Below are 25,345 nucleotides of genomic sequence, written 5' to 3'. Positions count from 1 at the left end.
CCTCCCTAAGGCTGAAGATCTGCATCACATCGTTTGGCATTGCGCTCAAGGCGTCGCTGATCGCGGGGATCGAGACCCTTCGCGACCAGCGCCCTGGCGATATCACGTAGAGCGCGAGCATCGCGTAGGCCTATTTCAGGATAAGTACCGAGCGAAATACGAGGCTGTTTGCCCGCCCAAGAAAAACGGAAGTGCCAGCTTTTGGTGCCTTTCGTATTGACGAAAAGCGCAAGGCCATCAAAGTCAGGGAGGGTGTAGTTTTTGGCGCGAGGCCTGGCGTGTCGGACCGCCGTATTGGTAAGGACCATTGTACTAACTCCACTCATATGGATGAAGGAGGGTTGTACCGTTTTCGGAGTGCCCAGTAGCTATAAAAACTGATTTACCAAGCGTCGAATTGATGTACTAAAAAATGCACTAAAAAATCGTGGACATTGATGTATCAGAGTGGACTTTACTGGAACTAAAAAAGAGGCCGAAGCCTCTTTTTTTGGTTTCTACATACTTCAATGGAAGTCTATAGAAAAATAATTGGATCGGGAAACGAGACTCGCACCTGGCTTCCGACCCTTTGAAATCTAAGGGGTTTCTTTTCTTGCCGGAGCAGGAAAAGACTTGATTCTGGACTTGTTTCACAGCGTATCAAGAGGCAATTGGAGCGGTTCCAAACCAAGCGATTGAGCTTCTTTCGTAGCCAGCCGGACAAGCGTTCATCAAACTGATGGCATCAATGGGCAAGATTATCAGTAGATGATGTTTGCCTATAGCAGCAGCTCAGTTCCCACTAGGGATACTGAGTCAGCGCGAATTGAACGCGGAGGTGTAGCGCAAGCCGCGCCCGCCATTTCTCCACAACCAGACCCGCTAAGTCTTTGATGTTGCCGTCACTTGTATTAGCAATGGCGCGTACGGCAGAAAGCAGGTTATCTGCAAGTGGTGTCGCCCGCGCACCTTCGCTGTCATGTCCGCGAGCAACTCGAAACAGCGCTATCGCAGTACACGTGCTGATATCCACCGGAAAGGCTCCCGGCGCCTGGCGCAGATTCTGTACATCCATTGCCCCGCGCCGCCCTCCCCTCACATATGCAAAGAAATGAAATCCACGAAACAGCGCAGCTTGGGCGTGATAAAGCGATTCGGCGGCCACAGCACACTGAAGTGAATGGTGCGGGTCACCTCTTGGGTCAGCACGGCCTGCAGCGCCCCGGACTCGAGGGCCTCCTTGACGGCAAATTCCGGCAGGCAGGCAATGCCCCGCCCTTCCATGGCGGCGTTGAAAAGCATGTCGATGTTGTTGCAGACCAGCACGGCCCGCAGGTCCTGCGTGCCGTTGTGGGACTTATCCGGTAGCGGCCAGCGCTCAAGCTTTCCGGTGGAAGGCACCCGGTATAACAGGCAGTCATGGTTGCTCAAGTCGCTGGCGTCCACCGGCGTCCCCTGGGCCTGGAAATAGGCCGGGGCGCCCACCAGCAGGAAACGGAAAGCGCCCAATCGCCGCGCCACCAGGCGAGAGTCATTCAACTCACCGGTCCTGACCACCGCATCGAAGCCCTCCTCCACGACATCCACCAGGCGATCGCTGAAATCCAATTCCAGATGAATGTCTGGGTATCGCTTGGCAAAGCTGGACAACAATGTGAACAGGAACTGCCCGGCCAAGGGCAGGCTCACCCGCAGCTTGCCGCGCGGTTCGCTGCTGGTGCTCGACAATTCCAGCTCTGCTGCTTCCAGTTCATTGAGCACGCGCTGGCAGCGGTTCAGGAAAAGCATGCCCTCCGCCGTCAGGTTGATGCTGCGGGTGCTGCGATGAAACAGCCTGACGCCCAGGCGCTGTTCCAGGCGCGCGACGCTTTTGCCGATCGCCGATGAAGACACGCCTAATAGCCGTCCGGCCGCGACAAAACTGCGCGTTTCGGCGACCTGGACGAAAACCGAGATTCCGCTGAGGTTGTCCACGCTCTCTCCTTGAGTTTCTTGCGCCTTGAATTGCGGAACGAAACGTCCGGTGTGTCCGGAATTCTAGCCTCTGTTTCCCCTGCCGTCTGCGACCTAGCATGGCGACGTCCATTACAGCAGGGGAATCGCGAACATGACCGCCAAAGAAACCATCCTACTCTCCAGCGCTATCGCCACCGACCCCATGCAGGTGCGAATCGACGCTGCCCTGAACAGCGCCATCGAAGAAAAACGCCTGGTGGGGGCCGTGGCGCTGGTTGCTCGTCGCGGCGAAATCACTTATCGCAAGGCCGTGGGCCTGGCCGACCGAGAGGCTGGCCTGCCGATGCGCACCGACGCCTTGTTCCGGCTCTCCTCGGTGACCAAACCTATCACCTCGGCCGCCGCCCTGGCCTTGGTCGCCCAAGGCCGCATTGGCCTGGATGATCCTATCGCTCGCTGGCTACCGGGGTTTCAACCAACCTTGGCGGACGGCACTGGCGTATCCATCAGCGTGCGCCAGTTGCTTAGCCATACAGCGGGCCTTGGTTACGGTTTTCTCGAAGGCACGGGCGGCGGCGCCTATGCACAGGCCGGAGTGTGTGACGGGCTGGAAAATGCGCCGGTGACCCTGGAGGAAAACATTCGGCGACTGGCGACGGCGCCGCTGCTCTATCGTCCTGGCACCGATTGGGGGTATTCAATTGCCACTGATGTGTTGGGCGCGCTTATCGCCAAGGTATGCGGGACCAGTCTGGCCGATGCAGTCAATCAACTTGTGTGCGAGCCACTCGGTCTGTCCGATACCCGTTTCAATGTCGTCGACACTTCCCGCCTGACGGCCGCCTATCTCAATGCCGATCCCGAGCCACGTCGTATGAATGGTGTCGAAGTGATCGAGGTTTTCGAGAACACCGCCGGCATCCGGATGGACGCGGATCGGGCCCTCGACAGCAATGCCTACCATTCGGGAGGCTCAGGGATGATCGGCTCCGCCGAAGAATTCCTGACCTTGCTCGAAACCTTGCGCCAGGGTGGTGGCCCGCTCATGCCGGCGAGCCTGGCAAAAGAAATGGGAACCGTCCAGACCGGCAACCTGGAACTCGCCAACTGGCCTGGCCGTGGCTTCGGCCTCGGATTCACGGTGATGACTGACCCGCAAGCGGCACAAGCGCCGGAGTCCGTCGGGACCTGGCGCCTGGGTGGGGCTTTTGGTCATTCCTGGTTTGTCGATCCGGCGCAGCAGATCTCCGTGGTGGCGTTTACCAACACCGCCTTCGAGGGGATGTTCGGACAGTTTACGGTCGATCTGTGCAACGCCGTATACGGCGCTTGAATGAGGCAAATCTGTTGCCGCGATAAGGAGTCCATCATGAGAAGACCGGCTTGAGAGCCGGCCTTCATGCGAATGCAGTTTGAGTTGTTCAGCTTTGTCTTGGCTACCTGCCCCACGGAATTGACCAGGCACTTCGGCTCCCGACAGTGCTGCGGATCTTTATTGAAAGGTATCGACTCATGACGCATTCACGCCTCTACCACAACTACGCCAACGTACGCCTGGACTCCCTGACGGGGTTTCGATTTGTCGCCGCGACCTTGGTGTTTTTCTTTCACGCCTCACTGACGAAAATCATCGGATTCAATCCGTATGCAGACCCACAGATTGTCGCCGGTTTCCAGCGCTTATTCAGTGTGGGTGGCTGGCTTGGGGTCTCGTTTTTTTTCGTGCTCAGTGGTTTCGTCATCACCTGGTCCGCTCGCAGGAACGATACGCTAGGGGCGTTCTGGCGCCGACGCCTGGTGAAGATCTACCCCAACCATCTGGTCACCTTTGTCCTGGCGATGATCTTGTTCGCCGTACCACTGACGGTGGTCAGCGCCTGGTTGCCCAACTTGCTGCTGGTCCATGCGTGGGTGCCGGACATATCAGTGTTCCTAAGCGTCAACGGGCCATCCTGGTCGCTGTGTTGTGAATTGGTTTTCTACTTGGCGTTCCCGTTTCTCTTGCGCGCGTTGTGGAAGGTTGCAGAGGACCGACTCTGGCTGACTGCCGGCCTGACAGTCTGCGCGATGGCTGCGACCCACTGGTTCATCGCCAAGTTTGTCAACGGTACGCCGCAGATCGCCGAGTACCCAATATCCCTGAACCAGTGGTGGCTGGCTTATTACTTTCCGCCGCTGCGGCTGTTCGAATTCGTTCTCGGCATGCTGATGGCGCGGATCCTGATGACGGGGCGCTGGGTTGCTATCCCGGTCGCTCCGGCCCTGACGTTGGCGGCAGCGGCTTACTTCCTCGCAGGAGAAATGCCCTTCATCTATAGCCTGTCACTCACTACCGTCATCCCGATCGCCCTCCTGATTACCAGCCTGGCCGCCGCGGATATGGCGCAACGAAAGTCCTGGTTTCGTCATCCGCTGATGGTGTGGCTGGGGGAGATTTCGTTCGGGTTTTACATGATCCATTTGCTGATCATGATGGGCCTGACCTCGCTGTTGGACGGCCAACGTTTTTCCGTTGTGCCGGCCTCTTTCATTCTTGCCGCCACGTTCTGCCTGTCGCTACTAGGCGGCTGGCTGCTCTTCGCCTTTGTTGAGCGGCCCGCCATGCAACGTTGGGGCAAGGCCAAGCCGATGGAACGGCCATTGAGTGTCCCTCAAGTCTGATTTTTTACATAGAAAGGATGCTTGCCATGTCATCGTTAATTCGCAGGTTGACCAGCGTGCCCGTTTGGGCGCTGGGTGTATTGGTGCTAGCGGGACTTGCCGGCTTTGCTATCAGCATGCGGGCCCCGGTTGCCCAGGCAAAAACCGCCCCCGCGCCGCTGCCCCAGGTGCAAGTGATGACTGCCGTCACGCGTGATGTTATCGACTGGCAGAGCTACACCGGCCGCCTGGTCGCCACCGACACCGTGGTGATCAAGCCCCTGGTGGCGGGCACCCTCGTCAGCGTGCATTTCAAGGACGGCGCGCTGCTGCGCAAAGGCGACCTGATGTTCGAGATCGACCCCCGCCCTTATGCCGCCACGCTGCAACAAGCCCAAGCCGCGTTGGTGGCTGCCCGGTCGATGAGCCTGTTTGCGCAAAAAGAGCTGCAGCGCTACGAGCATTTGATCACCAGCAATGCCATCGCGAAAACCGACCTGGACAAGCGCATACAAAGCGCCAACGAAGCCCAGGCCAGGGTGAACGAAGCCCTGGCCAGGGTCGAGCTGGCCCGGCTCGATCTCGAGCATACCCGCATCCTCGCGCCATTTGACGGCCGGGCTTCACGGGTAGAGGTGACACCGGGCAACATCGTCGACGTGGGGGAACGCTCTACGGCGCTGACAAACCTAGTGTCGATCTCGCCGATCTATGCCGACTTCGACGTGGATGAGCAAACCTTCCTGCGCTACCTGGGCAACCGTCCGGCGGGCGACCCGGTCCCGGTCATGCTCGGATTGGCCCACGAAGAGGGATACCCACGCAAAGGCAACCTGAGTTCCCTGGACAACCGGCTGGATACCCGGTCGGCCACTATTCGGGTAAGGGCCACTTTCGACAACAGCAACGGGGAGCTGCGCCCGGGCCTGTTTGCCAGGGTCCTGCTGCCAGGCAGTGCCAGCCGCTCCGCGACCTTGGTGGAAGACAGCGCCATCGGCACCGACCAGGACAAAAAGTACGTGCTGGTGGTCGATGCCGAGGGTCGCGTCCAGTATCGCCAGGTCAAGCCCGGGATACGCCAGGGTGCGCTACGTGTCATTGACCAGGGCATCGCGCCCGAGGAGCAGGTTGTCGTGAGTTCCTTGCACCTGGCGACGCCGGGCAGCCAGGTTGCTCCGGTACTCGCGCCGTCACAACCACAGGCGCAACAATGATGAACATTTCCGGATTCTTCATCGACCGTCCGATTTTTTCCGGTGTCCTCAGCGCCCTTGTACTGTTGGCCGGCATGCTCTCGCTGGCGCGACTGCCGGTGTCGGAGTACCCCGATGTCGTGCCGCCGTTGATCTTGGTGAACGCCCAATACCCGGGCGCCAACCCCAAGGTGGTGGCGGAAAGCGTCGCCGCGCCGCTTGAAGAGCGCATCAACGGCGTGGAAGGCATGCTGTACATGCAATCCCAGGCCAACAGCGATGGCACCTTGGCGATCAACGTGACGTTCGCCTTGGGCACCGACCCCGACAAGGCTCAGCAACTGGTGCAGAACCGCGTCTCCGAAGCGCTCCCGCGCCTGCCGGCCGACGTGTTGAATCTGGGGGTGACCACCAGCAAGTCGTCATCGACCCAGACCCTGGCGATTCACCTAGTGTCACCCAACAACGAATACGACGCCAACTACCTGCGCAACTACGGCATCCTGAACATCAAGAGCCAGCTCGAACGCATCCCGGGCGTCGGCGAAGTGCGAATCTGGGGCGGCGGCGATTACGCCATGCGTATCTGGATCGACCCCGACAGCGTGGTGCAGCGAGGTCTCACCGCCGGCGAGGTGGTTCAGGCCATCCGGGAGCAAAACATCCAGGTCGCGGCCGGCGTCATAGGCGCTTCACCTATGCGCGCCGGCGTCCCGCTGCAGCTCTCGGTCAATGCCCAGGGGCGGCTGAAAACCGAAGAGGAATTCGGCAACATCGTCGTCAAGACGGTGCCGGACGGGGGCGTGACGTATTTGCGCGATGTGGCCCGGATCGAATTGGCAGCTTCTACCTACGCGCTTCGCTCGCTGGTGGACGGGCAGCCGGCGGTGGGCTTCGGCGTCTTCCAGATGGCAGGCGGCAATGCGCTGGACATCTCTGCCCGTGCCAGACAGATCATGGCTGAAGCCAAGGCCGATATGCCGGCAGGCGTCGATTACAAAATCGTCTTCGACCCGACCCAGTTCGTTCGTTCCAGCATCGATGCGGTCATCAGCACCCTGTTCGAAGCCATCGTGCTGGTCGTGCTGGTGGTCATCGTGTTCCTGCAAACCTGGCGCGCCTCAGTCATTCCACTGCTCGCTGTGCCAATCTCCATTGTCGGCACGCTGGCGTTCTTGCTGGCGTTCGGTTTTTCCATCAACGCCTTGTCACTGTTCGGCCTGGTATTGGCGATCGGCATCGTCGTGGACGACGCGATCGTGGTGGTGGAAAACGTCGAACGCAATATCAGCCAGGGATTGTCACCTCACCAGGCGACTCACCGAGCGATGGCGGAAGTCAGCAAACCCATCATTGCCATCACCCTGACGCTGGTTTGCGTGTTCATTCCGTTGGCGTTCATGCCCGGTCTCTCCGGCGGGTTCTACCGCCAGTTCGCCTTGACCATTGCTATTTCCACGGTGATTTCGGCGTTCAATTCGCTGACCCTTTCCCCGGCCCTCTGCGCACTGCTGCTCAAACCACACGGCGCGCCGAAGGATCCACTGGAGCGCTGCATCGACAAAGTCATGGGGCGCTTTTTCAAGGGTTTCAATCGTCGGTTCAAGCAGGCCGAGGACCGTTATGGCGCCGGCGTGCGCGGTGTCCTGGCGCACAAAGGCAGGACGTTCGCGTTATTCGGCGTTCTGCTGTGCGCCTGCGCATGGCTCAGCCACACTCTGCCGACGGGCTTCGTCCCGGCCCAGGACAAGGAGTTCCTGGTGGGTTTCGCCCAATTGCCCGCTGGTGCCTCGCTAGATCGCACCGAGCAGGTCATCCAGCAAATGAACGACATCGCGCTCAAGCATCCCGGCGTTGCCCATACCCTCGAATTCCCCGGCATGTCCGTCAACGGCCTGATGAACTCCTCCAGCTCAGGGATCATTTTCGTGATCCTCAAACCCTTCGCCGAACGCTCCAGCGAGGCGCTGGGGGCGAACCAGATAGCGGCGGATCTCAATGGCGAGTTCAGCAGGATCGCGCAGTCGTTCACGGCTGTCTTCCCGCCGCCGCCCGTACTGGGCCTGGGAACGCTTGGTGGTTTCAAACTGCAGATCGAGGACCGGGCGAGCCTGGGCTATGTCGCCTTGGACAGCGCGGTCAAAGCCTTCATGGCCGAGGCTGCCAAAGCGCCGGAATTGGGACCGCTGTTTTCCAGCTACCAGATAAACGTGCCCCAACTGGACGTCGATCTCGACCGGGTCAAAGCCAAGCAGCTCGGCGTCTCGGTGACCGACGTATTCGAGACCCTGCAGATTTACCTGGGGTCTTTATACGTCAACGATTTCAATCTGTTCGGGCGGGTCTACCAAGTGCGGGCACAGGCCGATGCGCCGTTCAGGGCCAACCCGGAAGACATTACCCGCTTGAAGGTGCGCAATGCCTATGGCGACATGGTGCCCCTGTCGACGCTGCTGTCGGTGGACCCCAGCTACGGACCAGAAATGGTCGTGCACTACAACGCCTTTACCGCGGCGGATGTCAACGGCGCGTCCGCCCCCGGTTACTCCTCGGGCCAGGCCGAAGCGGCCATCGAGCGCATCGCCCGGCAAACCCTGCCCCAGGGCATACGCATGGAATGGACCGACCTGACCTACCAGCAGCGGCTGGCCGGTAACGCGACCGGCTGGGTATTGGCGGTAAGCACGCTGCTGGTTTTCCTGGTGCTGGCGGCGCTGTACGAAAGCCTTCTGCTGCCGCTGGCGGTGATTCTGATCGTGCCTATGGGTGTGTTCTCGGCCTTGGCGGGCGTCTGGCTGACCGGAGGTGATAACAACATCTTTACTCAGATCGGCCTGATGGTACTGGTGGGTCTGGCGTCGAAGAACGCCATCTTGATCGTCGAATTTGCCAGGGACCTGGAGCGCCAGGGGCGAACCCCGCTGAGCGCCGCCTGGGAGGCCAGCAAGCTGAGGCTTCGACCGATCCTGATGACCTCGATTGCCTTCGTCATGGGCGTCGTTCCTCTGGTGATCTCCACCGGTGCCGGGGCGGAAATGCGCCAAGCAATGGGTGTCGCGGTGTTCTTCGGCATGTTGGGTGTGACCGCATTCGGACTGATTTTCACGCCGCTCTTCTACGTGCTGGTTCGCAGCGTCGGCCGCCGGCTACCCCAGGGCCAGTCCATTGCCATTGCGGACACATATATCCGTTAACACCGGAACGCCAGCGCGTTTTTCTGCATTGGACGCGCCTCTAGACTGCAAACGTTCCCAATCCTTGCGAGAAATGCCATGACACGTGTCGTTCGATTTTATGAGTATGGTGATCCAGAAGTGCTGCGGATAGAGGACTTGCCGGTCGCCCAGGCGGGCCCCGATGAGGTCCGCATCCGCGTGAAAGCCATCGGTCTCAACCGCGCCGAATCGATGTTCAGGCGCGGCCAGTATCTTGAACAGGCGACGTTTCCCAGCCGACTGGGTTATGAAGCAGCCGGTTTTGTCGAAGCCGTGGGCGACGCCGTAGACGGCTTCGAAATAGGTGATCCAGTCAGCCTGGTCCCACCTTCGAGCATCGCCCAATGGGGCACCTACGCCGAGCAGGCGGTAGTGCCGGCGGCGATGCTGGTTCGTCATCCGGACAACCTCAGCATGGAACAAGCTGCTGGTATCTGGATGCAATACCTCACAGCCTGGGGCGCGTTGCTGCCCGTGGCCGGGCTGGTCGCGGGTGACTACGTACTCATCACCGCGGCTTCGAGCAGCGTAGGCCTGGCCGCCATCCAGATCGCCAACCGCGTAGGGGCGATTCCTATCGCAGTGACCCGTGGTGAAGAAAAGGTGCGCAAACTGCTGGCGGCCGGTGCGGTCCATGTGATCGTCAGCGACCAAGAAGACCTAGTAGCGCGCATCGAGCACATCACCGCTGGCAATGGCGTGCGGGTTGTCTTCGATCCTGTCGGCGGGCCGGCTATCGAGCAGTTGGCGGACGCCACCCGTCGCGGCGGCATCATCATCGAATACGGTGCGCTGAGCAGCGAACCCTCGCCTTTTCCGCTGTTCACCGTGTTGGGTAAAATCCTCACGCTGCGGGGCTATCTGCTACACGAAATCATCAACGACCCCGCCCTGTTCGCCCAAGGCAAGGCGTTCGTCTCCAGCGGCCTGGTCGATGGCAGCCTGTCCCCTGTGATCGCCAAGACCTTTGCCTTCGATGAAATCGTCGAGGCCCATCGCTACCTGGAAGCCGGCGAGCAGTTCGGCAAAGTCATCGTGACGCTGGAGGACCGGCCATGAAAATGTTCAACCCGTTGTTCTTCATTGCCCTGGGTTTGTTCGGTGTCTACACCATCGAATTCGGCGTGGTCGGTATCTTGCCGGTGATCATCGAACGCTACAGCGTCAGCGCATCCGAGGCGGGCTATCTGGTGGGACTGTTCGCCCTGATCATCGCGGTGTTCGGTCCCTTCATGGTGTTGTGGTTTTCGCGTTACAACCGCAAGCGGGTCCTGACCCTGTCGCTGTTTATTTTCGCCGGTGCAAGCGCCTTGTCGGCCTATGCGCCCAATTATGGAACCCTCGCAATCCTGAGGATCATTCCGGCGTTCTTTCATCCGGTGTATTTCTCGCTGGCATTTGTCGCGGTGGTCTCTCTATATCCCAAGGAGCAGGCAACTCAGGCGACGGCCAAGGCGTTTGTCGGCACCAGCATGGGCATGGTGCTCGGCGTGCCTATCACCACCTGGATCGCTGCACGCTTTTCCTACGAAGCGGCCTTCCTGTTCTGCACCGCAGTCAACGTGATCGCCGGGCTGGGCATCATCGCCCGGTTACCCGATACCTTTGCCGGGCAGCGGACGCCTTATGGGGAACAGTTGGCTATCCTGCGCAAACCGACGTTGTGGCTCAATATCCTGGCCTCGACACTGATCTTCGGAGCAATGTTTTCGGTGTATTCCTACAGCGCCGAGTATCTGTCTCGGGAAGCCGGAATGAGCGGTGAGGTGATCAGCGCCATGTTGATTCTGTTCGGCGTGGGCGGTGTGGCCGGTAATCTGCTGGCAGGCCGTTTGTTATCCAAAAATAAAGTGGGTACCACGCTAATGCATCCGATCATGCTGGGGGCGTCGTATCTGATCCTGCATTTCTTTGCCAGTCCGGACATCATGCCGATGATTTTGATCGTCGTGCTGTGGGGAGCCACCCACACCAGTGGCCTGATCGTGACCCAGGTCTGGCTGACCTCCGAAGCCCCGGAGGCGCCTGAGTTCGTTACGGGTCTCTACATCTCGTTCATCAATCTGGGCGTGACGCTCGGTGCGACTGCTGGTGGCTGGTTCCTCGCACGCATGGGCATGGAAGGCACCATTGTCAGCGGCCTGGTTTTCTGCGCGCTGGCCGCCGCGACCATCGCGACCAAGGTATTGGTGTATGGGGCACGACAGCCAAGCCTTGCGCCGGAAACCCAAGCGGTTTTGCACTAAAGTCATTCATCGGAGACCGTGGCAAGCCACGGTCTTTCTCGAACTCAGCGGAGTTTCTATCGGTCAGAACCACTCGGACGGAGTCACGATATGGATGTTAGCAGCACCTCACTCACAGCCACCCAGGCCGTCGATTTCCCTGTGGACAGCACCCAGTTCGATTGGGAGAACCTTCGGTACTTCATCGCCTTCGCGCGAATACGCTCCCTGGCCGCCGCAGCGCGATCGCTGAACGTCGAGCACGCTACCGTCTCACGGCGGATAGCAGCCCTCGAAACCGCACTGAAAGTGCGTCTGGTGGACCGACGAAGTCACCGGTACGAGTTGACCGAAAACGGCGAGCGAATCGCCCAGCTGGGCAACCGCATGCAAGAAACCGCTTGTGCCCTGAGTCGAGCAGTCTGCGCGATCCGAACCGACAAGGTCGCAGATGTCACCCTTAGCTCGCCTCCGCACTTGACGACGCATTTCATTGCCCCCCATCTTGGGCGGTTAAGGGAACAATGCCCTGACATCAACGTGCGGATCCTGTCCAATCCGCGCATGGCTTCCATGGCCAGGCGCGAAGCGGATATCGCAATCAGCGTCGGACGACCGACCGAGACGGATCTGGTCGTGCGCAAGATCGGCACCCTGGACTTCGGTTTCTTCGCTGCACAAGCCTATCTCCAGGAACGCGCGCCCTCAGCCTATGAATTCATTGCCCATGACGATGAGCAGGAGCCCTCTCCTCAGCGCATCTGGCTGGAGAATGCCGCAGGCCAAAGGCCCGTGGTGTTAAGGGTCAAGTCCTTCGACGTGCAGGCCGAAGCGGCCAGGGCGGGAGCTGGTATCGCGTTGCTACCGGTCTTCATGGCCGATGCTCCGGGCGGCTTGCAAAGGGTCCCCATCGAAGAGCAGCCGTTACATGCCGAACTCTGGCTGGTGGTCCATCGCGACATGCGAACTGCTCCTGGAATACGGGCAATGATGGATTTCGTCATTCATTGTTTTGCCCGGCAACATCGTTAATCAAGGATTCGGCCCGACTGGGAATTTTTTGACAGTCACTGTTAAAAACAACCTATTTACAACCTGTAGGAGATTGTCCAGTATCGAATCAGGTCAGGCAAACGAACTTTCGCTTGAACCATGACCTCATATAACGCCAAACCTGCTTGACTCCTATAATAATAAATCCCCCTGCCCGTACGACAAATAACGCTGCCTTTGCTGGCATATCGTTATGCGTACTCGGCTGCGCAAGACATTGCTACTCCTGGTTGCCTCTGTTTATTCGAAGTAAAAAACGGCACACTTGCGTGCCTTCGAAACATGATAAAGGGACTGTATTCATGAGCCAGATAAAGATTATCGATGTCACGCTGCGAGACGGTGGGTACCGTAATGATTTCAACTTCACCGTTGATTACGCCCAGTCTGCAATTTCTCAAATGATCGAAGCCGGCATTCCTTATTGCGAAATCGGGTACCGCAACGGTTCGTTCGTACGCAAACACGAGCATGGGCTGACCAGCGCTGTCGATAGCCTTTCGTGCTCTTCAACGCAATGCCAGATCTGACCGGGCATCGGCAGATCATCGACGGCCTCAAAGCGTCGTTGGAGGGGATGCCTCCGGAAGATGGTTAAGCGCTATCGGCCACATCAGCGCTTCTCCTCACGACCGTAAAAACTCATGGCTTCTCGACATATGAGTAGCGGAGACTAGGGAAAATCAGCTTCGATCTGCCGTCAGCATGTAGGCATTAATTAACTGGGAGAAAGGGATGTCAATGCAAGATAACGCGGTCGCTTCGATCCGACTCGGGGTAGAAGACTTCAAAGCGGCGGAGCACGATGAAGCCCGAGCCTTTTCATCCATTCGAAATCTGACGTCAGGTCTCCTGTTGCTCTTCAAGGTCAAATTGCAGACTATGAGCTCCCCAGGTTCAGGTGAGGCACTTCTTAAAGAGAAAGTGACACCTACCTTGGATACTGCTGGCCAAGTTGTTTGGGTCGGCAGCGGTAAAAAGACCGTCGATGTTCACACGATAATTTCGCGGCTCAAGGGCCTAGGGGTTGATGGAGTCGAGTGGAACTTGCTGGAAGCACTCACCACCATTAGGAATGATATAGAGCATTACTACAGCAGCCGACCGACATCGGTACTGCTAGAAACCGTTGCCAACTGCTTTCACCTAATACAGCAATTCGTCCCCGCTCATTTAGGCATCAGTCCGGTGACTCTGCTTGGCACAGACACCTGGACATTTCTGACCGAACAGGAAGCCTTCTACGAGCGGGAGCGAAAGGCATGCCTGGAGTCACTCAGCCAGGTCATTTGGCCATCGGACATTCTTGCAAGCGCAACAGAGCATTTGAGCTGCCCTGAGTGCAGAGCGAAGCTTATGAAAGCTTCAGGCAACGTCGAAACACTTTCACTAACTACGTTTCACTGCACCCGGTGCGGAGCTACCTCTCAGTTTGGGGATGTTGTTGACTCGATGCTTACGGGGCAATATTTCGCGGATCTATACATAGCGGCCACTCAAGGCGGTGAAGGCCCTTTGAATCTCTGTGATCGCTGTGAACATAGTTCATACGTTGTAGAGGAACAACGTTGCGCTATCTGTGGGGACGGCCCGAAAGCCCCCGAGTGCCTGCAATGCGGTACCCAGCTTGATGACGATGCTGATGAAATGCAATCGAAAAAGCTGTGTGCCCATTGTCAGTACGTACTTGAAATGGATTAGGGAGCCCTAACTATTCTATTCAACAGAGCAGTCTGAAAATGAATCTATGCGCTCCCTATCGCACAACTTGACATCTAGGGAGCACAGAACAAAGGATCCTCTGCCAAAGCGGAATACATTACCTTACGCCAGTGATTAGGGAACACACTCGAGCTTCCAGCCGCTGAACGTAGATATTGCGAGAACTCCTCAGCCGGTCTGTTGCGGAAATAGTTCCTGTGCATATCCAGCAAAAAAATAAGCTCGCTACTCGCAGCGATGCTGTAGCGCTTCGCGATCCCGAAAAATTCAAAATGATTTATGGCTCGTTCACGATCCACTTCAGACCAGGTGTCTGGAGGAGTTGCTGCATAGCTGATTACGTGGGGCTGGCTATGCGTGACTGATGCGCTAATCCACGTTTGATCAAAGAAGCAAGGCTGATCAAAATACGGGTGAATTAGCTGTTTATGAGGGTGGTCGATCAGCGGGTTGCCCTTGTCGGTGTTGCAATCCCGGCACGCAGGAATGAGATTATGAGGAAGCACCGCCAATTTTGGGTAGTTAGCTTTCGGAAGGTAGTGATCTAGCGTACGTGGATGACCTATGCCCCCACAGGTTGGGCATTCATCCCCCGCTCCAACTAAAATCGAATCGTAAATGACGCGCCCTAGGGGGCGTCTCACCATGTAATACTCATATAGTGCAACCAGTTCACTTTTGCGAATATCGCCGACCACAACCGGATCCTCGCCTTTCGCCACAACGAGAGGAGGTAGTTCCCAGGTTGCCCCGGCGGCGGCCCGCTCGACGAAGTCGATGGCCGTATCTCGTATATCGTTCACCCCCGCCATCATCCGGGTTCGTTCTGGCTCGTCGAGGATTGCCGATACACAGGTGGCGTAAGAGTATTCTGGAGCATATTCCGGACAAGGTAACCGCTTCATGACTTGGCTCCGTTGTCTCGGTCGGCAAGAAGCGCCCGAAGTATCGCCTGGGCCTCAAAGCCCAACTGTCGGTTAAACTCTAGGAAGATTTGGTCAAAGTCCTTATCTTGATCCACCGCTGCAGCTAACAGGGTGTGAAAGCCAGACGATGTCACTTCCAGTCCGAAGACCTCTCGGGTCAATATCCCTACGTTCTCACCAAAGGTTTCGACAGATGGGCGATGGGCTGCTGCTACGAGATGTGAGCGGTTAATCTTCCACACGCACGACGAGGGGATCTCTTGGAGAACAACAGGTGAGTGAGTTGCGATGATCGCCACACCGTTGCGTTCCAAGAGCAATTCACTCAAAGCTCTAATGAAAGCGGACAAAAGTGGCGGATGGAGGTGACTCTCCGGCTCGTCCAGAAGCACAAGCGTCTTCTCTTCCACCCGCTCAACCAGCTTTGTAATTGTCAGCAAGACGATAGTGTGCCCGGAGCTTAAATTTGAAAAAAGATACTCGGAAGTAGCAATAAACTCTTCGCCGCTTAACGACAAAAGCCCCAGAAAACCCATGCCTGCAAAGTTTTCATCAGACTGCAAAGTTTCAATGGCCCGCTTCCAGCGATTTCGCTTGTAGCTATCTTTGAGGCAAGCCCTTAAGCCGGCGAGAAACTCAGCTTTCAGAGCCTCACGTCGCTTCAGGTCATGCCCGTCCGTGGCTTTCGCCTTTAGCCCGATGTAGTAGAAACAAGTGCCCAGTGCCGGATCAGGCTGTTCAGGTGGTGGGTCAAATGGATCGAATGCGCTGAAAAAAACAAGTACAACGCTGCTGAAAAAATCCTGACCAATCGGTGTTTTTCCTCCGCCCCAAGGGTTAACCCGGAAAATAGCATCCAGTCCAGCGTGCCCACTACTGATAGCGTTTATCATGCCATTCAAAATGGTGGTTTTGCCGATACCGTTCCGTCCAATCAAGGCATGTACGTTGGTCAGTGGTGTAGAGCCAGCTGTAACCTGAAAATCGAGTTCGATGCCCGCAGTAGCACTATCACTTTGTTTAACAAACGTGAAGGAGTAGTCCGTACGAACAGCCCCTCCCTGAAGCACACGGACAAACTGCTCTTTAACGCTGCTAAGACTTACATCCCGCAGTAAAGACGTCGAAAAAACAGGCTCACCTGTGATTTGCTCAACAAGCTCAGGGTTGGCAACGATGTCCCTCAAGCCTGCCAAATAAGCATATTTAAAAGGCTGTGACGGAATGTGAGCGATTTTGGTGTAATACTCGACATTGTTACCCAGAGAGAAAAAATTCTCTGGTAACTCTGTGAAGTGCGCGGGAAGCTTTGAGTACGTGGAGGTAGAGGTATCCTGCCCTTTGAATCCGATTTTTAGATTTTCAAGCTCATAGCGTACGCCTTCCTCGTCGAAGGCCACAGCGTAAAACATGGTGACGAAGCTGAAGTCGTTCCAATCGATCCATTTTCAGGTAGGTTGCATTCGTTGCTCGATCAGGGAATTTCGTATCCCTACCGATCACATAAAAATCCATTTCGCCTGGTCTCCTTTAGGCTAGGTGCCCCCCGCCCCTGAGGTAGTGGGTTCATATGATTCATGCTTGCCTCGCAGCACGTTCGTGGTACCCCCTACCGCAGAAGTTGCCCTCAAAAACTGGCGTCTCGCTGGATCCCTCACGGCCCTTTATTCTGATACCGGGACTGCGTGAAAAACCCTCATATGCGTCGACCTAAACCGACACCAGCCTACGTATGCAGGCGGCTCCACGTCAAAAAGAAAAGCTAACGCCGTCGGTTTGCATCCGATTGCGTGAGTTCGCGGTTCCGTGCCTTTACGAGAGCCCTCGGATGCACGATGATAGCGTTTTGACTACCAGCTTGGGTTCATCATGGACGAATTTTGGAAAAGCGCTGTCAAGTATTGCGGCAGTGCGGCGTTAGCCGGCCTGTTGGGGTACACGGTTTATCCGCAAATCATCTCCTCGCCTTACCTCAAGAATCTGACGCATACCGAACAGTTCGCTCTGATGTGCCTTCTGGTGGTTGTGACCTTCGCATTATGCGTGGCATTGATTAATGCCGGTACAAAAGGACGCTCTGGAAGCAATACCGTGAACATCAAAGGTTCCACAGTTCATGGTTCAGTACGGGCGGGCAACGACACAAACAACTCGCCCAAATGAATAAAGCAAGCATTTGGGGCTCCAACATCCAGGGCGGCGTGCGTGTGGGTGATGACACCAACTACGTCATTAACCTACCCCCTGCAGATCCGACTGCAATTACTCGCGCGCTCGCAAGAATCCAAGAGTTGAGTGAGCACGATGAAGATTTTATGTACTTCATCGAACGCCTGGATTTTTTTACAAACCAAAAAACTCAGTCCCCGATGATCGGCCTGGAGCAAAAACTCAAAAATGGGGGGCGTGAGGATTTGCTAGAGGTAGCAATCGAGCGCAAAGATGCCTTTGCGAAGAGATTAATGAAGTCCCAGCTCAATCGAAGACGGCAGGCTATATTTCTCTACATTCTTCAAAAAATTAGTTTCGGCTTCGAAGAATCCATTCGACCGCTAATAAAACAAGGTGTCCCGAACGATGTTATTGACGGGGTAATCCTCAACGGAATCGTCGATACCATTTATCGGGAGGTTTTGGCAGAAGACTTCACAATAGATCAGTATATGATTTCAGGGATGTTATATTTTCTCACTGGGAAGTGCCACTTGATCTGGGAGAAGCCGAAATGCTGATGTATCACCCAGCCTTCGATGCAAACCACTGCCTTTACAGAATAGTATCAATTCTCAATGCGACTGGTAGTACGCCGATTAGTTGGCCCCTGTTTCGCATGCTTGATTTTTATTACTTATTCCCTAGCCAGCTAAAGACGATAAAACCGTGGCCAAGGGAAATCGGCAAGTACAAATCAAAAACAGCTAAAATTCAAGATCAGTTTGAAGATCTGACAAATCCCGCTCGCACATTTTTTGACCTCCAGAGTTTCCAAAAGGCAGCGACACTCGAGCTCATCGCGAAAGGTTGTTTATCGAAATCCGAATTCGATAAAGGCTTCATGCAGTTAGAGCCAGATGCTCTTCCGCCCGGTTATATTGCACTCATTGAAACCGATGAGTTCTTGAAGAGCGACGCATTCACAGTCATTACAAAAGGTTTACCAGAAACACCTTTTTACGGATCGAACGGACTCAAGTCTCGTTCCGGCCTAATGGAATTTATTTATGACATCTAAGCCTTCAACATTATTTGTGAACCGATTCATAATTACCAGATCGGGGAAGGCGGTGTATGACGCAGTGTTCCACAGAGGCGTCAATATAATCCGAGGCGCCAACAGTGTCGGAAAGTCAACAATCATGGACTTTCTATTTAGCTGCCTGGGTGGGGATATTGCTGAAGATCGGTGGAATGAAGAAGCGCAAACCTGTGATGGGGTTTTTGCTGAAATTGAAATTAATGGTCATGTGATGACCATACACAGGACGGTAGAGCCTGGAAAGAAGCCACCCATGAGCTTTTTCGGAGGGTCATACACTGAACTCTGCGAAGCAGGCACATCAGCCGTGTGGCAAAAATATGGTTTGATTCGAACCGATGAAAAATTAAGCTTTTCTCAACAAATATTTGAATTACTAGATTGGCCTCACGACCAAACTGATGACTTTTCCAACTTGACTATTCATCAGGTCTTGCGACTGATTTATGTCGACCAGGGCACTGCAGTAAACAAGATCTTGAGAGCTGAGCACACAACCTTCGACAAGCCTAGCATGCGCCAGGCGATAGGTGACTTCTTACTCGGCCTTGATGATCTCGGAATTTACTCGCTGAAGCAAAAGCTCGCAAAAGCCGAATCAGAATTCGCCAAAATTGATGGGCAATTAGACTCAATCTACAGATACGTATCGCCATCCGAAGGCACGTTGCGTGAGACCTCACTCAATACTGCCATCAAAAATGCCAATATCGAACTACAGGAGCTTCTTGCGGAACGCGAGCGCCTGATTGTCCAGCCTGAAGAGACCTCTGACGCGGAGCTTAATGTAGAGGCCGAGAAGGCAGCCAAAGCCATTGGCGAGCTCTCCAAGGAGATCGACATTCGAACTGCTAAGCAGGCGGAGATGGTGAATGAAATAGTAGAATCCGAACTTTTTATTTCGGCAATAGACTCAAGAATCAAATCCCTTAAAGAGTCGAAGACTGCCTATGACTTTTTTGGTGAAGTAAGATTTAAGTTTTGTCCAAGCTGTCTTTCCGCCATTACCAATCATGAGAGAGATCAATGCCATCTGTGCAAAACCGAGATTGATACAAACTCTAGAGAGGCTTCTTATTTAGCAGCCTTGAATGAGTTGATTTTTCAAAAAAAGGAAAGCACTCAAGTATTACTTGAAATGAGGACAAAGTTTAGTGAGCACTCCCACTACCTGGAATCCAACCAGCTAGCACTTCAAGCTTTAAGGGCCAAGCACGTCACAACTCTACGTATAAGCTCCGACCGAACTCTGCAACTTAATGAGGTCTCTGCAAAAATTGGGAGCGTTGAGGAGCGTATTAAAAATTACGATACCAAAGCCAAACTGGTTGCAGCGATAGAGGGCCTCATCGAGAAGAAACGGATTCTTAACGAGTCCATTCTAAACTTGGGAGAAGATATCAAAATTAAGAGAAGTCAAACTAGCACGCGTCGGGAAACCGTAGAAGGCCGCATTTCCGAAAAGACAGTAGAGTTGCTGAAGCAGGATGGTGGTTTCGAGCCGGCCTTTAACGACTCCGGAGCTGTAATGTTTGATTTCGGTAAAGACTTTATGCTGGTTGACGGTCGTTCAAAATTCTCCGCAAGTTCGGAAACGATCCTTAAGAACAGCTTTCATCTTGCGATCCTGTTGGAGTCTTTGGAAGATCAGACTATGCGTTATCCTAGACTTTTGTTGCTGGACAACACAGAAGACAAGGGAATGAACTCCGAGCGCAGTCAAAATTTTCAGCGCGTCTTGGTAGAGTCGCTATCGCATCACGATTCAACGCCTTATCAGGTCATCATGACGACCTCCATGGTTGATCCGGAGCTAGACAAAACTGCACTTTGCGTAGGGCCGCATTATGCGAAGGGGATGCACACGCTGAATCTGTAGAGCAATTGGTTAAGCCTTCACAATGTGACTGACGAAACCGTGCCTATACGCTGAGAATCAGTGTGAAACTGTAGAAATCTCCCAACACGGCAGAACAACATTGTAGGACGTTTGGCGTCCTTCCCTGGTGGAGGGACAGCAGAAAACATCTCGCCCAGATCTGTCTGCAAGGCATATGTGCGACAGGACACTCGATCACCACTGGTGAACAAGGCTTCGCCCGATCAATTAGCGCCGGTCATCTCATTTCGGCTGCCCTTATTAAGTCGATAGCTCCGTCAGAGTCAGCCTAACTCCCAGAAGACGCTAAACTGGATAGACATCCAGCACACAACATACGAGCCGGCGCTGCTCCATGTAGCTGCCCTTACGGTAAGGAATTCATTATGATGAACCCCGGATTCGGCTCGCTCGGACATAAATGCGCCAGCTAGGAACGCAGACGAGGAGCTAGGAAGGGATATGGCAGAGACACAGATCGAGTGGACGGACTCTACTTGGAACCCAGTAGCTGGTTGCTCCATCATTAGCGCCGGGTGCAAAAACTGCTATGCCATGGAGATGGCACGCCGCCTCGAGGCCATGGGCACTCCCAAGTACGTTGGACTGACCCGCAAAAAGAATAAGCGCATCGTCTGGAACGGTTCAATTGTTGAGGATCATGACTCCCTGGCCATCCCCTATCGGTGGAAGAAGCCCAGGAAGGTGTTCGTGAACTCCATGAGCGACCTGTTCCATGAGAAGGTCAGTGACGAGTTCATTATTGCTGTCTGGAAGGTCATGCGAGAAACACCGCATCACAACTACCAGATTTTGACCAAGCGGCCAGAGCGGATGAAGCAGATCCTCAATGAAGTCATCAGTGAGGTGCTACCCAATGTGTGGCTGGGCACCTCTGTGGAAGATCGTGATGCTGCCGGGCGCGTTCAGTTTCTGAAAGACACACCTGCCCAGATCAGATTCATCTCCTTTGAGCCATTGATTGGCCCCGTAGGCAGCATTGATCTCTCGCAGATTGACTGGGCGATTGTCGGCGGTGAGAGCGGGAATAAAGCGCGGCCCGTGAAGGAAGGCTGGATTGATGAGATCTACACGCAGTGCCTAGAAAGCGGCACAGCGTTTTTCTTTAAACAGTGGGGGACGTGGGGTGAAGACAATGTCCGCCGTTCGAAAAAAGCTAACGGTCGCGAATACCGTGGCAAAACCTGGGATGAGATGCCTATAAAGCTGTTGGGCATGGCCTAATAGAAATACCGTAGCCTGACAAGGAATATCCATGGCTAAGAAGAAGTATGATTGGGAAGAAGGTGCAATTCTTGAAGAGCACTCAAGGAAGAAACATCAAATACTTCGCGATTATTTTTATCAGTACGTAATCACACGATGCAAGCACCCGCAGGTCAGAAAATTTCGCCTGGCTGTGGTAGACGGCTTCAGTGGTGCTGGCCAATACAAATGCGGCACTGCCGGTTCACCCATCATCTTTGTGGAAGAGCTGAATCGAGCGTTAACTGACATCAACACCTACAGGGCAGTTAACAATTTACCTCTCGTGGATATCGAGTGCAGCCTTTTCCTGAATGACGCTGAACGGATGGCAATTGACATTCTGGAAAGAGTCCTGAACCCGATTATTCTTCACCATAGCATTTCGAACAGCCGGCTTAAAGTCCAAGCCCGCTACTCGACCGAGTTATTCGAACACGCTTATCCAAGAATCAGAGCCCAGATCAAATCAGAGAAAAACCCGAATATAATCTTTAATCTCGATCAGTGTGGGCACAGCCATGTTGACACTGCGACCTTGATCGACATGATGAATCTGAATGAGTCAGTCGAGATTTTCTATACCTTCGTCATCTCTTCCCTATTGGCCTTCCTGAAGCAGCACGATCCAAAAACGCTGTCGAGCCAATTGGCATACTTGCAGCTGAGCAGCCGGGACTTCGAGATCCTTGAAGAGAAGCAATCGAAGACAGCGTGGCTCGGCGTGGCGGAAAACATCGTCTTCGAAAATTTCAAGAAATGTGCAAAATTTGTCAGCCCTTTTTCAATCAACAACCCTAATGGTTGGCGATATTGGCTGATACACCTCGCCAATTCGTATCGTGCTCGCCAAGTTTACAATGACCGGCTCCACCAAAATAGCGAGACTCAAGCTCATTTCGGCAGATCTGGCCTTGGCATGCTTGCGCACGACCCTAGCGAAGGTAAAACACTTTACCTCTTCAATGAGTCGGCTAGAGATCAGGCAAAAGACCAGCTCAGGGAGGACATTCCGAAATTCCTCCACGACTCGGCACCCGCCTTATCTGTTAGGGATTTTTTCGAAAGGATCTATAACAACACTCCAGCCCATAGCGATGACATCAATGCTGCGCTACTAGGCAGCAACGAGATCGAAATTCAAACCGCTACCGGTGGAACAAGACGCAAGGCCAGCCAAATCCATACAACGGACATCATCGCCTTCAAAAAGCAACGAAGCTTCTTCTTCCCCAAATGAAGTGGTGTCGACCATGGAACGCCCTAATGGGGCCGACCACCACCCAGTTTTCCGTCACCTCTCCTAGTCGAATCCAATGCAAAGGTCTATCCACATCAGATGGCCCAGCCGGCCCCTGTGACAGCGAGATCGTACATTGTCAGCACATATCTGTACTTCACATCGCCGAAGAGTCTTTAAAAAGATCCCGATGAATTCGGCTGACCGTTCTTGCAGCTCGAACATCAGCCCGGCAAAAGCGAGCTAAGAAAGCATCCATGACCCAGCCGCTCATTGATTTTGACCTCAAACGCGTCTCCCGTGAAAACTACATAACAGGTAAAGCCGCTATCAATTTTCCACATCCAGGAAGCACCACGGTGGATGGCATTTCCTTTCGTATTTTGATCGGGAATCCGGCGTGACCAAGGTGTCATTGGCGGGCATCCATTATCCTGACACCACCGACTACTTTGGCGACATGAGCATCACCGACGTCACTGATCAGCTAGCTGAACGTGGCTGGGCAGTTAAAGGACGATGTCTCTTCATGGCTGATCACTTCAGAGCTGCTGCAGACATGATCGTGAAGTGGTCACTGAGTGAGTCTGGGCAGTGTAATGTCGAGGTCGATAAATGGTTTCCCTCTCCAGAGGAATCTTCCTTGAATTCAAAGGAGGCGTCGAAGCCTGGTTCATCAACGAAGACAAGTCACTCGATTAGTCCACACATTCAGAAGTAGCTCTAGATGGGCCCAAGAAAGCAGCGACAATCGTTATCACCGCACGAGACAGCACCTCAGCTTGAGCCCAGCGCGCTACAAACGATTCGCACAGTCACGTCGAAATTCTCCAGAGTGAGTACATCAATTGGCGAACGCCCCTTCAGTCGCTCATGAGGCTCACAGACCGTCCGATAGAGCCTCCACCCATCAACGTCCGGAAACCGCGTAAACACAGCGAGAACCAACTTGTGCCGCAGTGGATCAAGCTGCCAATCGGGAATACGCTGCCCCCGATTCCCGAGGCTCAGAGACAGCAGGCGCCGAGCCTTGATATCGCGGTTGATCTGATCTCTGGATTTGCCTGCCAATTTGGCGAAGACAAGCAGCGGCAGATTACTCGAAGCTTCATAGATGGCGAGCATCTCGGCGCGCTGACGTTGTATGTCTGATACTTGGGGTTCGCGCAGCTGTTCAATCTGCGTTGGAGCAAGTAGGACAGGTGAATACTGAGCCGCGTTAAGGACCGGCTCGTTGCTGACGGACGTTTTGGAGGCTGGGACCGTCGTCGCTGGGAAGCCACTGCTGGACAGAACTGCGTTCGCGTTTTCCAACGAAGGTAACGAAGCTGCACCTTCTAAACGAATAGTAAGCGGAGAGCTAGCCGCTTTCAGCTGGCCCTGCCCCCATAGATCCAGACGGTTCGCCCAATCCTGCATCATCGTCCGGCGCTGCTCGACGTATTCCGCGTGATTGTAGGCCGCACTTACCTTGTCCGGATCAGCATGAGAAAGCTGAGCATCCACCCAAACCTTTGGATATCCGATCTCATTCAGCGCCGTCGAGATCGTTGCCCTCATGCCGTGACCGGTGAGTTGATCGGCATACCCCATCCGACGCAACGCGCCATTCAGCGTGTTCTCACTGATACGTTTGCTCAGGTCGCTTCGATGCGCAAACAAGTAGCGTTGCGCAGGGACCACCTGGTCCAGCAAGTGACGCACGATCTCCAGCGCCTGGACCGATAGCGGGACAATGTAAGGTGGTACATTTTGGGTCTGCTTACCTGGCTTTCGCATCGCTAACTGGAGCTGCTTCACCACCTCCGCCGGTATGACCCACAAACGCTTCTCCAGATCGAACTGGTCGGGTGTTGCCAACCGCAATTCGCCCGTGCGGACACCGGTCAGCAACAACAACCGAAGGCCAAGCCGAGTTTGGTTGGCACCGCCGTAGCTTCGAAGAGCAGCCATCAATCCCGGAAGCTCGTCCATACGAAGAAATGGATTGTGCGTAACCGGAGGTTTGGGGAGTGCAACTACATCAAGGTCTGAAGCTGGGTTGTGTTCCAGCCCCTCGATCTTCACCAGCGCATAGCGGAACAATTGGTTGAACCAGGTCCGGCATTTTTCGGCAGTCGTTAAGGCCTTGCGCTGTTCGATCCTGCTCAGCAAATCCAATAGATCGTGACGATTGATATCATAGATGGAGCGTCCGCCTAGCGTGGGCAGGACGTCCTTATTGAAGATTCTCAAGATCTGCGAGAGCGTGCTCTGGCGCCCTTCCTTCAGGCTTAGCCTGCGGAACGCTACCCACTGATTGAACACGGCCTCGAAGGTGTGGTCCTTCGCAGCATGAACAGCAAGTCGCTGTTGTTTACGATGCTCATAGGGATTGATGCCCTGGGCAACCAAGGCGCGCGCCTCGTCACGTCGAGTACGTGCATCTTTGAGGGAGATTTGCGGGTAACAACCCAAGGACATGCGCTTCTGCTTGCCCGCCCAGTAGTAGCGGAAGAGCCAGACTTTTCCACCTCTGGCCGTCACGTTGAGTGTGAGACCATCACTGTCGCCGAGGGTGTAGTCGTTACCAGTGATTCGGGCATGCCGAACTGTCATTTCTGAGAGTGCCATCGCGAGCTCCTGAACAGAGTCAGGGCCAGATGCTCATCTCGCTACACAATCTGCTCCAGCATTAAACCGATTCAGTGCTCGTCAGAATCCTGGACTCAATTCTGGACTTAAACGCACCGGACAGTGCTGGATTTCAGTGGTTCCCGCTGGAACGAAAAAAGGGCCTAAAGGCCCTGATT

The 25,345-nt window shown here is 54.7% G+C and carries 19 protein-coding genes and 2 pseudogenes; 16 read left to right on the top strand and 5 right to left on the bottom strand.

Features of this window, described 5'->3' with window-relative positions:
* Positions 1 to 41: 41 nt before the first annotated feature.
* Both J3Q04_RS10495 and J3Q04_RS10490 read right to left on the bottom strand, forming a co-directional pair.
* Positions 42 to 308: pseudogene (locus tag J3Q04_RS10495) on the bottom strand (Arm DNA-binding domain-containing protein); the annotation flags it as partial.
* Positions 309 to 1,077: 769 nt separating this feature from the next.
* Positions 1,078 to 1,956: a LysR family transcriptional regulator gene (locus J3Q04_RS10490; RefSeq protein WP_420763604.1), complete on the bottom strand. Its 879-nt coding sequence runs from the start codon at positions 1,954 to 1,956 to the stop codon at positions 1,078 to 1,080.
* Positions 1,957 to 2,140: 184 nt separating this feature from the next.
* On the opposite strand from J3Q04_RS10490, the gene J3Q04_RS10485 reads away from it, so the two are divergent.
* From J3Q04_RS10485 to J3Q04_RS10445, 9 genes are all read left to right on the top strand, one after another.
* Complete coding sequence (locus tag J3Q04_RS10485; RefSeq protein ID WP_434611618.1) at positions 2,141 to 3,271, top strand: serine hydrolase domain-containing protein; 1,131 nt, start codon at positions 2,141 to 2,143, stop codon at positions 3,269 to 3,271.
* Between the two features lie 179 nt (positions 3,272 to 3,450).
* Positions 3,451 to 4,599 (top strand): acyltransferase family protein, encoded by a 1,149-nt coding sequence (locus J3Q04_RS10480; protein WP_434606391.1) that lies wholly within the window; start codon positions 3,451 to 3,453, stop codon positions 4,597 to 4,599.
* Between the two features lie 26 nt (positions 4,600 to 4,625).
* The gene (locus tag J3Q04_RS10475; RefSeq protein ID WP_434606393.1) at positions 4,626 to 5,792 is read left to right on the top strand and encodes an efflux RND transporter periplasmic adaptor subunit; all 1,167 of its coding nucleotides are present in this window, start codon (positions 4,626 to 4,628) and stop codon (positions 5,790 to 5,792) included.
* On the top strand, positions 5,792 to 8,965 hold the full coding sequence (locus tag J3Q04_RS10470) for an efflux RND transporter permease subunit (RefSeq protein ID WP_434611620.1): 3,174 nt from the start codon (positions 5,792 to 5,794) through the stop codon (positions 8,963 to 8,965). The genes J3Q04_RS10475 and J3Q04_RS10470 overlap by 1 nt, the downstream gene beginning before the upstream one ends.
* A 78-nt stretch (positions 8,966 to 9,043) precedes the next feature.
* Positions 9,044 to 10,045 carry a zinc-dependent alcohol dehydrogenase family protein gene (locus tag J3Q04_RS10465; protein WP_434606395.1) on the top strand — a complete coding sequence of 334 codons (1,002 nt, stop codon included), beginning with the start codon at positions 9,044 to 9,046 and terminating at the stop codon, positions 10,043 to 10,045.
* On the top strand, positions 10,042 to 11,232 hold the full coding sequence (locus J3Q04_RS10460) for an MFS transporter (RefSeq protein ID WP_434606397.1): 1,191 nt from the start codon (positions 10,042 to 10,044) through the stop codon (positions 11,230 to 11,232). Before J3Q04_RS10465 ends, J3Q04_RS10460 begins: the two co-directional genes overlap by 4 nt.
* Positions 11,233 to 11,322: 90 nt before the next feature.
* Complete coding sequence (locus J3Q04_RS10455) at positions 11,323 to 12,243, top strand: LysR family transcriptional regulator (protein WP_434606399.1); 921 nt, start codon at positions 11,323 to 11,325, stop codon at positions 12,241 to 12,243.
* Positions 12,244 to 12,566: 323 nt separating this feature from the next.
* Positions 12,567 to 12,794, top strand: coding sequence for a hypothetical protein (locus J3Q04_RS10450; RefSeq protein WP_434606401.1), 228 nt, complete (start codon positions 12,567 to 12,569; stop codon positions 12,792 to 12,794).
* Positions 12,795 to 12,999: 205 nt separating this feature from the next.
* Positions 13,000 to 13,965, top strand: coding sequence for a hypothetical protein (locus J3Q04_RS10445; protein WP_434606403.1), 966 nt, complete (start codon positions 13,000 to 13,002; stop codon positions 13,963 to 13,965).
* A gap of 74 nt (positions 13,966 to 14,039) precedes the next feature.
* Here J3Q04_RS10445 and J3Q04_RS10440 read toward each other — a convergent pair whose 3' ends face one another.
* Together J3Q04_RS10440 and J3Q04_RS10435 are read right to left on the bottom strand one after the other, a co-directional pair.
* Entirely contained in the window at positions 14,040 to 14,891 is an 852-nt protein-coding gene (locus J3Q04_RS10440) for an HNH endonuclease (protein WP_434606405.1), read from the bottom strand.
* Positions 14,888 to 16,324 (bottom strand): AAA family ATPase, encoded by a 1,437-nt coding sequence (locus tag J3Q04_RS10435; RefSeq protein WP_434606407.1) that lies wholly within the window; start codon positions 16,322 to 16,324, stop codon positions 14,888 to 14,890. Before J3Q04_RS10435 ends, J3Q04_RS10440 begins: the two co-directional genes overlap by 4 nt.
* A 457-nt stretch (positions 16,325 to 16,781) precedes the next feature.
* Between J3Q04_RS10435 and J3Q04_RS10430 the strand changes: the two genes are divergently transcribed.
* From J3Q04_RS10430 to J3Q04_RS10400, 7 genes and pseudogenes are all read left to right on the top strand, one after another.
* A complete protein-coding gene (locus J3Q04_RS10430) occupies positions 16,782 to 17,075 on the top strand; it encodes a hypothetical protein (RefSeq protein ID WP_434606409.1) in 294 nt (97 codons plus the stop codon).
* Positions 17,072 to 17,644, top strand: a complete 573-nt coding sequence (locus tag J3Q04_RS10425) for an ABC-three component system protein (RefSeq protein WP_434606411.1) — start codon at positions 17,072 to 17,074, stop codon at positions 17,642 to 17,644. Before J3Q04_RS10430 ends, J3Q04_RS10425 begins: the two co-directional genes overlap by 4 nt.
* Positions 17,638 to 18,144, top strand: coding sequence for an ABC-three component system middle component 5 (locus J3Q04_RS10420; protein ID WP_434606413.1), 507 nt, complete (start codon positions 17,638 to 17,640; stop codon positions 18,142 to 18,144). The genes J3Q04_RS10425 and J3Q04_RS10420 overlap by 7 nt, the downstream gene beginning before the upstream one ends.
* Positions 18,145 to 18,268: 124 nt before the next feature.
* Complete coding sequence (locus J3Q04_RS10415; RefSeq protein WP_434606415.1) at positions 18,269 to 20,047, top strand: hypothetical protein; 1,779 nt, start codon at positions 18,269 to 18,271, stop codon at positions 20,045 to 20,047.
* A gap of 462 nt (positions 20,048 to 20,509) precedes the next feature.
* Positions 20,510 to 21,292 (top strand): phage Gp37/Gp68 family protein, encoded by a 783-nt coding sequence (locus tag J3Q04_RS10410; protein WP_434606417.1) that lies wholly within the window; start codon positions 20,510 to 20,512, stop codon positions 21,290 to 21,292.
* 31 nt (positions 21,293 to 21,323) lie between these two features.
* Positions 21,324 to 22,553 carry a three-Cys-motif partner protein TcmP gene (locus tag J3Q04_RS10405; protein ID WP_434606418.1) on the top strand — a complete coding sequence of 410 codons (1,230 nt, stop codon included), beginning with the start codon at positions 21,324 to 21,326 and terminating at the stop codon, positions 22,551 to 22,553.
* Positions 22,554 to 22,810: 257 nt separating this feature from the next.
* Positions 22,811 to 23,274 (top strand): annotated as a pseudogene (locus J3Q04_RS10400) (hypothetical protein).
* A 56-nt stretch (positions 23,275 to 23,330) separates the two neighbouring features.
* Here J3Q04_RS10400 and J3Q04_RS10395 read toward each other — a convergent pair.
* Positions 23,331 to 25,166 carry a tyrosine-type recombinase/integrase gene (locus J3Q04_RS10395; protein WP_434606420.1) on the bottom strand — a complete coding sequence of 612 codons (1,836 nt, stop codon included), beginning with the start codon at positions 25,164 to 25,166 and terminating at the stop codon, positions 23,331 to 23,333.
* Between the last annotated feature and the right edge of the window lie 179 nt (positions 25,167 to 25,345).

This window comes from Pseudomonas sp. D4-21 (genome assembly GCF_051132125.1).
In the GTDB taxonomy this organism is placed as follows: Bacteria; Pseudomonadota; Gammaproteobacteria; order Pseudomonadales; family Pseudomonadaceae; genus Aquipseudomonas.
This window is presented reverse-complemented; position numbering and strand designations above follow the sequence as displayed.